The following is an 11296-nucleotide window of genomic DNA, read 5'->3' as shown; positions in this document are numbered from 1 at the left end:
GGCCTCGCCCGTGGCGGGGTCTTTGGGGTCTTCACACTGCGGGTTGCAATGACCCCAAAAGACCCCGCATGACTGCAAGCGCTTTGGGACGTTCCGCACCCGTGGTAGATTGGCGGGGAGTGCCGGCAGGCTGAGGCTGGCGCCCTGAAGCAACCCGATTTTTGGGATTTTCTGAGCCATTCCTAAAGCTGGCCCCAGCAAAAAGTGGTTGCAAATGGGCGTTAAGTGTATCATCCTGCTGGGAAGCAGGGTTTTTGCATCACGTCGCGAGGATTCTATGGAGCTAAACGTGGGGGTTGTGGGCGTGGGGGTGATGGGCACTTACCATGCTCAGGTATACGCAGGGTTGCCTGGGGTTCGGCTGGTAGGGGTGGCCGACCCCGATCCGTTTCGCCAGGCTGCAATCGTACAGGACCTGGAGGTTCCGGCTTACCCCAGTCCGGAAGACCTTCTGGGCAGGGTGCAGGCGGTTTCGATAGCCTCGCCCACCTCCTTCCATTACGAACAGGCCCGCATGTTCCTGGAGGCAGGGGTCCACGTGCTTCTGGAAAAACCCATGACCCGCACCATGCAGGAGGCGCGGGAACTGGTCCGGCTGGCCGAAAAACGAGGGGTGGTCTTGCAGGTGGGGCACATTGTGCGCTTTTACCGTGCCGTGGCCGACCTCATGAATATGGTCAACACCCCCTGGGTGCTGGAAGCCCGCCGGATGGGCAACAACCGCCGCATACGGGATATTGGGGTGGTGCTCGACCTGATGATTCACGACCTGGACCTGGTCATGCTGCTTTTGCGCGAAAAGCCTCTGCGCTACAGCGTGGTGGGTCGTCAGGTGGACGGGCTGGATGAGTATGCCCAGGCGGTGGTGGATTTTCCCTCGGGGGCCAGGGCCCTCTTTACCGCCAGCCGCATCTCCCCCCAGGCCGAGCGTTCCCTGACCATCACCCAGCCCGGCGAGGTGCTGCGGCTGGATTTCAACAGCGAGTACACCGAGCTTTCTTTGCACCGCTCGCCGCCGGTGCATCCCGACCCCGACCGGGTCATGCCCAACGGTCGTACCCAGGTTCAGACCGAACGAATCGCCATCCACAACGACAACCCCCTGCGCCGCCAGCTCAAACATTTTGTGGATCGAATCCAGAAAGGCGAGCCCTCTTTGGTGACGCTGGAGGATGATTTACAGGCCCTCGAGCTGGCCCTCGAGCTCTCCAACGCCTTGCAGCCGGTGATGGCACGGTAAGGCAGAAGGCCGAAAGCCCAAAAGACCAGCCGAATACGGCGGGGTCACCTGGGCCTTCCATTCGCCCCGAACCTTCAAACCCTTAGTATTAAGCACGTGGACATATACCAAATCCTCAAGTTTTTGCCACATCGCTACCCCTTTTTGCTAATTGACCGAGTCCTGGAGGCCGATGAAAAGCGCTTCAAGGCGCTCAAGAACGTGACCTTCAACGAGCCCCACTTCCAGGGGCACTTTCCCGGCTATCCCATCATGCCGGGGGTTTTGCTGATTGAGGCCATGGCCCAGGGCTCGGTGGCGGTTGTGACCCAGCAGCCTGAGTTCAAGCCGGGCGGGCTGGTGTTTTTGGTGGGGGTCGAGGAGGCCCGCTTCAAAAAGCCGGTGGTGCCGGGCGATACCCTTATTCTGGAAGGGGAACTCCTGGCCTACCGGCGGGGGCTGGGCAAGGTTAGGGTCGAGGCCAGGGTGGAGGGGGAACTGCGGGCCGAGGCCACCCTGAGCTTTGTGCTACGCTCCGATACGGGAGGGGCTGCGTCGTGAGTCAGGTTGCCATCCATGCCACCGCTGTGGTCTCGCCCAGGGCGCATCTGGCCCCCGATGTGAAGGTGGGGCCGTATGCCGTGATCGAGGGGCCCTGTGAGATTGGCCCTGGGGTAGAGGTTGGGGCCCATGCGGTGATCCATCGGTTTGTGCGGCTTTCGGCGGGGGTTCGGGTGGGGCCGCACGCGGTGCTGGGGGGGGAGCCCCAAGACCTCAGCTACAAAGGCCAGGAGACCTGGCTCGAGGTCGGCGCCGGTACGGTTTTGCGGGAAGGGGTCGTTCTGCATCGCTCCACCCGGGCGGAACAGCCGACCCGCATCGGGGCTGGGTGCTATCTGATGGGCTATGTGCACGTGGGCCACGATGCTCAGGTTGGCGATGGGGTCATCCTGACCCAGGGCGCAGCGGTGGCCGGGCATGTAGAAATTGGCGACCACGCGGTGATAGGAGGGCTGGTGGGCATCCACCAGTTTGTGCGCATAGGGACAAGGGCCATGGTGGGGGCGCTCTCCAAGCCCACCCGGGACGTACTGCCCTATTCGCTGGCGGAGGGCAGCCCGGCCCGACATTACCGGCTGAACACGGTGGGGCTGCGCCGGGCCGGGGTTAGCGGGGAGCGCTACCGGGCCCTCGAGCAGGCCTTTCGGGCGGTGCGCGAAGGCAGGCCCCTGGACGAACTGCCCGATACCGAGGAGGTGCGCACGCTCAAGGCGTTTTTGGCCGCCCCTTCCAGGCGCAGTCTGTCGGGTTTTGTGCGAGGAGAGCCGGGTTTTGAGGGCTAGGGCCGCCCGGTGTGGCCCATTCAGGGCCAGCCCCTGTTTCGGCGCAAGGCGATTGCTAAATACAGGATGAACGCTAGACCAGGCCCCATATGCTGGATGAGATTCTGCTGCTGACCAACGGCCCCGGCGAGCTATCAACCTGGGTGCCGCCGGTGCTCTCGCGCCTGCGACGCGAGGCGCCGGGGGCTCGCATCGAGCTTTTTCTGATCCGCGACCAGTTTGCTGCCGGAACCGAGCAGGCCAAGGCCCGCACGCTAAAGCTGGAGGCCCTCTCGGGCCGCTCGGCGCTGGCCCGGCGGCTCTTATTGGGCAAAGCCCAGGGCCGGGGGGTGGTGCTGATGCTGGGGGGTGCGCCCCGCGACGCCGTTTTGCTGGGCCGGGCCACGGGGTATCCGGCCTTTTCTTACACCTTCGATGCCAGGGCCCACCACCCCGCTTTGCGGGCGGTGCTGGTGGACTCCGAGCGCACCCAAAAGGCCATGCAGGCCCGGGTGGCCGACCCAGGCCGCATTGTGGCGGTGGGGAATCTGGTGGTTGATGCCCTGAACGAGGCCGAGCAAAAGCCTCCGCAGCCCGCCGACGTGCTGCTGTTTGCGGGCAGCCGCCCCTTTGCGGCCCGCTACCTGCTGGGTTTTTTGCTGGCGGTTGCGGAGCAGATGGCTGCCCAACGGCCAGGGCTCCGCTTCGCCTGGGTCAAAAGCCGGCTCTTGCCCGAAGCGGTGGTGGCGGAGGCTTTGCAAGCGCACCGGGTGCGAGACATAGGCGGCGTGGGGGCGACCTGGGCAGGCCAGGGCTTGCGTACCGAGCAGGGCCTCGAGGTGGCCGTGCTGGATGAGCCCTATCGCTACGCGGCCATGCGCCAGGCCTCGCTGGCCATTACCATTCCGGGCACCAACACCCTCGAGCTGGCCCTGGCCGGTCTGCCCTCGCTGGTTTTGCTGCCCCTGCACAAGCCGGAGATGCTCCCTCTGGAGGGCCTCTGGCACTGGCTTTTGAGCCTGCCGGGGGCCAGGCCCCTCAAGCAGCGCTTCGTGCGGGGCCTGGTCGCGCGCATGCCCCACCTGGCTCTGCCCAACCAGTGGCTGGGCGAAGAGGTATTCCCCGAGCTGCGGGGGGTTTTTAGCCCCAAGGAGGTGGCCGCGCAGGCTCTGGGTCTGCTGGCCCCTGGGCGGGCCTCGGAAATCCGAACCCGGCTCGAGCGCCTGGAAGCCCGGCCCGGAGCCGATAGGCTGGTGGAGTATGTGCTGGCCCACTGCTGAAGGCCGGGCCTTTTGGGGCCTCGGGGTCTCTGCTCCAACCAGCCAAAAAGCCCCGGTCTGCCACTGAAACCCGCCCCCCTGCCGACCCTCGTTCCCGTATGAACCTCTTCCGCCTGCTCGGTCCCTTCCTGCCGCACCTTCTGCTCTCGGCGGGGCTTTCGGTCTTGCCCGCCATAGCCCAGGCCTGGCTGCCGGGCCGGGTGGTCAAGCCGCTATTTGATCAGGTGCTGGCGGGGCAGTTTGAGCGTCTGGGCCAGGTGCTCTGGGCGGGGGCCGCGCTGCTTTTGTTGCTGGTGGTGAGCGGGTATGTGCTGGAAGCCTTTATGGGCTACCTTTCGGTCAAGATTCCGGCGGTCTGGCGCGAGCGGGTCTTCGAGCACCTGCTCAAGACCGACCTGACGGCCCTGCCGCCCTCCTCGGGCGGGCTTACCGGGCGGCTGGTGGCCGATTTGAAGGAACTCGAGGGTTTTGTGTTTTACAGCCTGGGGGGGTTGCTGGTTCAGGGAATTCTGCTGCTGGCCTTGCTGGCCCAGCTTTTGCTTCACTATGCCCAGCTCACCCTGTATGTGCTGCTCGCGCTGCCCCTCATGGCCTTGCTGCTTGGCTGGGTGGGGGCCTGGGTCACCCACTTTAGCCGGCGCACCCAGGCTGCCCTAGAGCGACTGGCTGGCCGCATGGCCGAGGGCTTTGGCCGCCTGGAGCTGATTCGGGCCTTGAACCTGGAGGCTTTTGCCCGGGCCCGCTTTCGCCAGAGCAACCAGCAGCAATACCGGCTGGGGCGCACCCGTAGCCTGATTGCCGCGCTGAACCTGCCCCTGGGGCAGCTGGCCACCACCACCCTCCTGGGCCTGCTGCTTTTGATGGGGGTTGGGGCGGTGCAGCGGGGGCAGCTCACCCCCGGCGACCTGACCGCCTTTCTCACCCTATTGGCGCTGGCGATTGCCCCCTTGCAACTGCTGAGCCGTGTTGGAACCGGCTTCGCCCAGGCCGAAGGAGCTGCCGCCCGCGTGGTGGAGCTGCTCGAGCTGCCCGAAGCCCCGCCCATGGGCCAGCTACGGCCCAGGACGCTGGAAGGAAGGCTCGAGCTTCGCCAACTGAGCTTCGCCTACCCGAACGCCAAGGCCACCCTGCAAAACCTGAACCTGCGGGTGGAGCCCGGTTCCTTTACTGCCATCGTGGGGCCCTCGGGCGCGGGCAAAAGCACCCTGTTGCGCTTGCTCCTGGGCCTCTACCGCCCCAGCGAAGGGCAGGTCTTGCTGGATGGGCGCGACCTGCAAAGCTACGAGGCGGCCTGGCTGCGGGCCCGCATGGCCTGGGTGCCTCAGGAGCCGCTGCTCTTTGCCGGCAGCGTTCAGGAAAACCTGGCCGCGCTGGCCCCAGAGGCCAGCTCAGAAGCCATGAAAGAAGCCCTGAGGACGGTGGGCCTGTACCCCGAGGTGGGCCTGCAAACCCTGCTGGATGACGGTGGCGGTGGGCTTTCAGTGGGCCAGCGGCAGCGCCTGGCCATTGCGGCGGCCCTGCTGCGCGAGGCCAGAATTCTTCTGCTCGACGAGATTACCAGCGCCCTGGACAAACAGAGCGAGGGGCAGGTGGTGGCGGCATTGGAAGCGGTGCGCCCGGGCCGCACGGTGATTGTGGTGGCCCATCGCCTTTCCACCGTGCAGCACGCCGACCAGATTGTGGTGATGGAGAACGGGCACATTGTGGAAGTGGGCCGACATCAGGAGCTGATGGACTTGGGGGGGGTTTATGCAGGGCTGTGGAAGGCTTGAAAAAGCTGAAAGACCGAGTAAAGAAGGTTCTCGATGCTCAATGGCCTATGGGCCATAGCCGAGAATAAAAGTCCAGCGGCACTTCTGGCTTTCGTAGCTCCCCACGGCGAGTTGGTCGAATGAAAAGCAGTGAGACGGATTGGAGACCAGTGACCGGCGACAAAATGCGGAAAGGACAAAGATTGTGCAGGAATATCTGAAAAAAGCCCGGGGAGGACGGGTGGTACAGACCCCTTTTCTGGAGGCCGACGCCCTGGACGAGCTGCGCCGCCTGGCAAAGCAGGAAGGGATTCGCCTCGAGAGCTTTGGGGGCCTGCCGCTGGCTGCTCGTCAGGTGGCGGTGCTGTTCCCAGAGCACATCCCGGCAGTGGCCGACCCTACGCGGGTGGTGTGGTTGCGCTTTGAGGGCGACCTCGAGGCCCTCGAGGACAGGTTGCGCGGGCTATTGGAGCCGGGCCTCATGGGCGACCTGGAAGAGACCGCAGCAGGCTTTTTGCTGGCTACGCTGCCCAAGGGGCTGCAAATCCTGCAAGAGGCCGGTTTAGAGCCCCAGCCCGCCGCCCCCGAGCAGCTACCCAAAACCCGTGAGCGCAGCCGCAGCGTGGTGGTGCCCAGCCTGCGGGTGGATGTGGTGGGGGCCAAAGGCTTTGGGGTGTCGCGCACCTACTTTGCGCTGGGGGTCAAGGCAGGCAAGGTCAAGCTGCGCGGCAAGACCGCTGCGGCCAAAGACGAGCTTTCCGAAGGCGACACCCTGCTGGCCGAAGGGCTGGGCAGCCTGGTGGTCAGGAAGGTGCTGGGCCAGACCAAACGGGGGAACCTGAAGCTCGAGGTCGAGGTTCACCGATAGTGGTGAATCGCCATAGCGGAAAGCCGATAGCTCGACAAAGCAATCCGTGCCGTGCCGCGCTCAGGACGTTGCGCCTAGCTGGCTTCCCGACAAGGCCCAACGGGGTGTACACGGATTGCTTAGGGTGCCTGACCCACCGCTTGGTGTCACGTCGCTATCGCGTCCTTCACAGACGTGGCCGCCTACGAAAACGACAATGCGTCTGGGCCGAGACGCATGTTTTCGAGTTTCCAGGCCGCCACTGTTCAGTCCAGGACAAAGCTTTCTTATAGTCGAATGGCTCTAAATATGTGAAGAGCGCTCTATTTCTGGGCTGCCAGTTTTTCCTGTAGCCAGGCCGCAATATCGTCCGAAATCTGCTGGGCCAGCGGGTCCAGCAGCATATCGTGCTGGCTTTTGTAGGTGCGGTACTCCTTGTGGGGGCCGCCGATGAGGGCGTAGTAGCGGCGCACCGCGGCCTCGGGCACGGTGTCGTCGTGGGCGGCCTCGAGCACCAGGGCAGGTGCCCAGACCCGCGGCAATAGCTCGGGAAGGCGCTGCTGAAGGGCAATCAACTGCGCCAGGGCCCGGGTGGGGAAATTGGGGTAGTTGGGGCTTTTTTCGCGTCGTTTGGCCTCTTCGGCGGGGTCGGTGCTGTAGGCCCAGGGTTTGACATAGTGCAGCCAGGGGGCCAGGTAGGCCAGGCGGTTCCTGAGACCCAAAGCCGGGGCCAGGGCCACCAGCGCGGCGGTTTTGTGTTCGGCGGCCAGCCAGCCCGCCAGCAGGCCGCCCATGGAGAGCCCCACTACGGCCCTGGGTTCGGGCAGGGCCAGGTAGGCTGCGCGAGCGGTTTGCAGCCAGTCCTGCCAGCGCACCCCCTGCAGGTCTTCGGGCCGGGTGCCGTGGCCGGGGAGGGTGGGCTGGGCCACGTGAAAACCGGCCTTTCGCAGGGTTTCGGCGAGGGGCCCCATGGTCAGGGTGGGATGGGAGGTAAAGCCGTGCAAAACCAGAACGCTGGACATGGGCTCTTTATAGCTCATTGGGTCTTAATCGGCTAGTGAGACCCTAATGGCTGCCTTTCTTGTTTAAAGCGCGGCTTGGCGAATCTGCTGTAGGGAAGCATCGCCCGGTTCCTCTGGGGGATATGGAAGATGACCAACCCCGCCTATGCGGTGTGATGGGGCCTATTTGTGGTTAGAATAACCTACGTTGCGCCTTATTGAGCAGGAGCGGGTTTCCAAGCTACGGGAGGCGAGAGCGTGCTGAGCGGCAACCTGGCGGAGTTTCCCCTTTTGCGGCTTCTGGAGACCCTGATGGGGGCGGCCAGGGGAGGGGCTTTGTTCATCGAGCACCCCAACTTCTCGGGCTGCCTCTACCTGGCGGGGGGGCATCCGGTACATGCTGAAGCAGGTTCGCTGCGGGGTTTGGAGGCCCTCGAGCTTCTGGCGGGTGTGCGCGCGGCGCCGTTTCGCTTCGAGTCCGAGGCCCAAACCCAGGAACGCAGCATCGAGCCCAGCCTGCAGACCCACCAGCTCATCCTGCACCAGTTTGAAGCCTGGAAGGAAATCAGCCTGCCCGACAACTGGGGGCTCCTGCTCCAGGCTCGCACGGCCCAGGGGCAGACCCAACTAAGCCCCCTGGAGGTAGGGGTGCTGACCCAGGCCGAAGGTAAAACGCTGGCCCAGGCCCTGATGAACCCCCGCCTCTCGCCCCTCGAGACCGCCCAGGTACTGAGCAAGTTCCTGCGGCTGGGTCTGCTCGAGGCCCGGCTTCACCTGGAAATCCGACCCGAACCCCTGGTGGTACTCTCTTTATACGGCGGTGGGCAGGGGGTGGCCGTGATCGACGAAGATTTGTATGCCCGGTGGCAGGGTTTGCTGGGCGGCCCTTTTCGGGTGCGGCTGCGAACCAAACACCAGGAGACCACCCTGCGCCCCGAGCCTCGCATTAACATGCAAGGCCGCCTGGGGCTCTTCGAGCGCGACTTGCGCCAACTGCGCCTTAGCCGGGGGATGCCGGTAGAAGCCTGGCCAGAGGCAGGCTAAAACAGGTCAAACTATGGATGTCCTAGCGCTCAACGATTTTGTCAACCGGGCCGTTTACGGCGAATGGATGATGCTGGTCTTTATCCTGGTGGGTCTGTATCTGTCGTTTCGCACCGGCTTCCCCCAGTTCAGCCGGTTGGGTATCGCCCTGCGGGAGACCTTCGGGGCCATTCGGGAGCGCTTCCTGAGCTTCGGGGGTCAGATCACGCCCTTTCAGGCCGCCATGGTGGCTATGTCGGCCACCATTGGAACCGGGCACATCATTGGCATGGTGGGCGCCGTGCTGGTGGGCGGGCCTGGGGCGGTGCTGTGGATGTGGGTGGCCTATCTGGTGGGCATGGCCACCAAGTTTGCCGAGGCGGTTCTGGCCGTTCATTTCCGCCGTCAGTACACCGATGGTTCGGTGATGGGCGGGCCCATGGTCTATATTCGCTATGGCCTGGGCAGGCGGTTGGCCTGGTTGGCTGCGCTATTTGCACTTTTCACCGCCATTGCTGCTTTTGGGATTGGCAACCTTTCGCAAGCAGGCGCGGTGGGCGCTGCCTTTGCGCAGGAGTTTAACGTGCCCCCGGCCATTACCGGCCTGCTGGTGGCCCTGCTGGTGGGGGTGTTGCTGGCCGGGGGCATTCGCCTGGTTGCTCGTTTTGCCCAGGTGATCGTTCCGCTCAAACTGCTTCTGTTCCTGGCGGGAATTCTGCCCCTGCTCTTCATCCACCTGGGGGATATTCCCGGTGCGCTGGCCCTGATTGTCTCCTCGGCTTTTAGCTTTCAGGCGGCTGCCGGGGGCGCTGCCGGAGCCGCCATCTCGTTGGGGCTGGCCGAAATTCTAAAGGCGGGCGTCGGACGGGGCATTTTTGCCAACGAGGCCGGGCTGGGCTCGGCGGCCATCGCCCACGCCCAGGCCCAGGTAGACCACCCGGTGCGACAGGGCTTCTGGGGCCTGACCGAGATGCTCGTGAGCCTGGGCGTAACCACCCTGATGGCCCTGACCTTTATTGCCAGCGGGCTCTGGCAGCGCTTTTTGGGGGGCGACCGGGTAGAGGCAGCCCGCTTCCTGTTTGCCGAACATCCCCTGGGGGTGGCGGTGCTGGGGCTAATGCTGGCCATTTTTGCCCTGGGAACCATGGTCTCCTGGGGCTTCTACGGCGAGGAAGGGGCAGCCTATCTGTTTGGCGAGGGCATCCGCTGGCCCTACCGCCTGACCTTTGTGGCCTTTGCTTTTGTGGGGCCGCTGGGGGGTCTGGCGGCCCTGACCAGTGTGGCCGATACCCTGAACGGCCTGATGGCCATTCCCAACCTGATTGCGCTCCTGGCCCTGGGGGGGCTGGTGGGTCGGCTGGTGCGGGAGTTCTTTGGTGGTATGCCCTGGCAGCCCCCCGAAGAAGATTGAGAAAAGCCGAAGGCCCCGAGCTGAAGGCCGAATGCTCAACGCTCAGATGAGGCAGATGGCAAAAGTCTTGGGTCGCTGTTGCGAAGACCTCGCGCTTTGAGTGGGCGGTGGTACCAGCGTTGGGTGTCCGGGCAACTGTCACAAGGTGGGGGTGGGTAGTCGGAGGTGGGTTGTGGGCTTCTGCGACTGGCTTCTTGCCCTCTAACCCCTGTATCCTGCCTCATCAATGGGGCTATCCGAGGAATCTTGGTTTACCCTCGTGTTCCCGCACCTGGGCAGTGCCCTCAGAGGATTCCTTGTCGGCAGGCTGCTCCCTCGGCATAACCGCCGTGTTTGGACCTGGCAGCCGTTGTGTTTCCATCTCAGCCGTTCTCAAGAACTTTTTGGTTCCTGACGCGACTTTTTGCCAGTGAATGACCCGTCCAGGTGTATTGGGCCGCTCGAGCGTGGGCTTCAGCGACCCAGGTGCGGCGCTGGCTGCATTTGAAAACGGGGCTTGCCTGTACACTCGGCCCATGAGCGTACCCAAACGTCTGGTGGTGGGGCTTTCGGGGGCTTCCGGGATGCCCTATGCCCTCGACCTGCTGCAAACCCTGCGCCGCCTGCCCGACCTGGAAACCCACCTGGTGATGACCCAGGGGGCCAAGCGGGTGCTGGTGGAAGAGGCCGAGCAAAGCGTGGAGGCAGTCGAAGCCCTGGCCCAGGTGGTGCACCGCAGCAGCGACCTGGGCGCGGCGGTGGCCTCGGGCAGTTTTCGCACCCTGGGGATGGTCATTGTGCCCTGTAGCGCGACCACCCTGACCAAGGTGGCCTACGGTCTGGCCGACAACCTGCTGACCCGGGCGGCCTACGTCACCCTGAAGGAACGCCGCCCCCTGGTGCTGGTGCCGCGTGAGGCCCCCCTACCCCTGCCCAGCCTCGAGGCCATGGTCAAGGCCGCCCAGGCGGGGGCCACCATTCTGCCCGCCGCACCTGGCTTCTACCACAAGCCCCGGCATATAGACGACCTGCTGGCCTTCATCACCCAGCGCATCCTGGACTTGTTTGGGCTGGACTACCCCAGAGCGCCGCGCTGGAAGGAGATGGTGGAGCTCGAGCTTGACTAGCATCCAAGCTTTTTGTTTATCTCATCCCAAATTATTTGGGCTCTCCGCGCTAAGAAATCGCCAAAATGCACCTTCCTGTTTAGCAAATATAAGAGGCTCTTTCGGTCAATGAAGTGCGACTCAAATACCTGTCGCGTTCTTACTCGACCGCCCAGGCTCAGAATAGATTGTCTTACGAAATCCCGCGGGGATTTAGCAGACTTCATTTTATTCGTTGCAGAGTCGAGAATGGCCATGTTTATGACGCTATCGATGGGTGGGCCATGTTTTGCAGCTTTGCTTACCGGATAAATATGATCGAGTTGATAAGAACCACTCGGGATCGGGCTTCCATGC

The 11296-nt window shown here is 63.9% G+C and carries 10 protein-coding genes; 9 read left to right on the top strand and 1 reads right to left on the bottom strand.

The window, feature by feature from the left end; translation table 11 throughout:
- Positions 1-277 precede the first annotated feature (277 nt).
- From NZN28_RS12400 to NZN28_RS12375, 6 genes are all read left to right on the top strand, one after another.
- A complete protein-coding gene (locus NZN28_RS12400; RefSeq protein ID WP_295398648.1) occupies positions 278-1240 on the top strand; it encodes a Gfo/Idh/MocA family oxidoreductase in 963 nt (320 codons plus the stop codon).
- Between the two features lie 96 nt (positions 1241-1336).
- Positions 1337-1780 (top strand): 3-hydroxyacyl-ACP dehydratase FabZ, encoded by a 444-nt coding sequence (fabZ, locus tag NZN28_RS12395; protein ID WP_295398646.1) that lies wholly within the window; start codon positions 1337-1339, stop codon positions 1778-1780.
- Complete coding sequence (gene lpxA / locus NZN28_RS12390) at positions 1777-2562, top strand: acyl-ACP--UDP-N-acetylglucosamine O-acyltransferase (RefSeq protein ID WP_295398644.1); 786 nt, start codon at positions 1777-1779, stop codon at positions 2560-2562. The genes fabZ and lpxA overlap by 4 nt, the downstream gene beginning before the upstream one ends.
- Before the next feature lie 89 nt (positions 2563-2651).
- A complete protein-coding gene (locus NZN28_RS12385; RefSeq protein ID WP_295398642.1) occupies positions 2652-3821 on the top strand; it encodes a sugar synthetase in 1170 nt (389 codons plus the stop codon).
- 98 nt (positions 3822-3919) lie between these two features.
- Positions 3920-5593 carry an ABC transporter ATP-binding protein gene (locus NZN28_RS12380; RefSeq protein WP_295398640.1) on the top strand — a complete coding sequence of 558 codons (1674 nt, stop codon included), beginning with the start codon at positions 3920-3922 and terminating at the stop codon, positions 5591-5593.
- A gap of 184 nt (positions 5594-5777) precedes the next feature.
- Entirely contained in the window at positions 5778-6440 is a 663-nt protein-coding gene (locus NZN28_RS12375; RefSeq protein ID WP_295398639.1) for an RNA-binding protein, read from the top strand.
- Positions 6441-6742: 302 nt separating this feature from the next.
- Here the strand turns inward: NZN28_RS12375 and NZN28_RS12370 are convergent, their stop codons facing one another.
- The gene (locus tag NZN28_RS12370; RefSeq protein ID WP_295398637.1) at positions 6743-7441 is read right to left on the bottom strand and encodes an alpha/beta fold hydrolase; all 699 of its coding nucleotides are present in this window, start codon (positions 7439-7441) and stop codon (positions 6743-6745) included.
- Between the two features lie 237 nt (positions 7442-7678).
- On the opposite strand from NZN28_RS12370, the gene NZN28_RS12365 reads away from it, so the two are divergent.
- The 3 genes from NZN28_RS12365 to NZN28_RS12355 all read left to right on the top strand — a co-directional run bounded on the left by NZN28_RS12365 (position 7679) and on the right by NZN28_RS12355 (position 10960).
- Positions 7679-8464, top strand: coding sequence for a DUF4388 domain-containing protein (locus NZN28_RS12365; RefSeq protein WP_295398636.1), 786 nt, complete (start codon positions 7679-7681; stop codon positions 8462-8464).
- Between the two features lie 13 nt (positions 8465-8477).
- Positions 8478-9854 carry a sodium:alanine symporter family protein gene (locus tag NZN28_RS12360; RefSeq protein WP_295398634.1) on the top strand — a complete coding sequence of 459 codons (1377 nt, stop codon included), beginning with the start codon at positions 8478-8480 and terminating at the stop codon, positions 9852-9854.
- 515 nt (positions 9855-10369) lie between these two features.
- On the top strand, positions 10370-10960 hold the full coding sequence (locus tag NZN28_RS12355; RefSeq protein WP_295398632.1) for a UbiX family flavin prenyltransferase: 591 nt from the start codon (positions 10370-10372) through the stop codon (positions 10958-10960).
- The last annotated feature ends 336 nt before the right edge of the window (positions 10961-11296 follow it).

Source organism: Meiothermus sp. (genome assembly GCF_025056915.1).
In the GTDB taxonomy this organism is placed as follows: Bacteria; Deinococcota; Deinococci; order Deinococcales; family Thermaceae; genus Meiothermus.
This window is presented reverse-complemented; position numbering and strand designations above follow the sequence as displayed.

What these genes read in the sequence shown, in the direction of transcription:
- NZN28_RS12400 (WP_295398648.1), top strand. Translation starts at nt 278, where the DNA reads ATGGAGCTAAACGTGGGGGTTGTGGGCGTGGGGGTGATGGGCACTTAC.
- NZN28_RS12385 (WP_295398642.1), top strand. Translation starts at nt 2,652, where the DNA reads ATGCTGGATGAGATTCTGCTGCTGACCAACGGCCCCGGCGAGCTATCA.
- NZN28_RS12380 (WP_295398640.1), top strand. Translation starts at nt 3,920, where the DNA reads ATGAACCTCTTCCGCCTGCTCGGTCCCTTCCTGCCGCACCTTCTGCTC.
- NZN28_RS12370 (WP_295398637.1), bottom strand. Translation starts at nt 7,441, where the DNA reads ATGTCCAGCGTTCTGGTTTTGCACGGCTTTACCTCCCATCCCACCCTG.
- NZN28_RS12360 (WP_295398634.1), top strand. Translation starts at nt 8,478, where the DNA reads ATGGATGTCCTAGCGCTCAACGATTTTGTCAACCGGGCCGTTTACGGC.
- NZN28_RS12355 (WP_295398632.1), top strand. Translation starts at nt 10,370, where the DNA reads ATGAGCGTACCCAAACGTCTGGTGGTGGGGCTTTCGGGGGCTTCCGGG.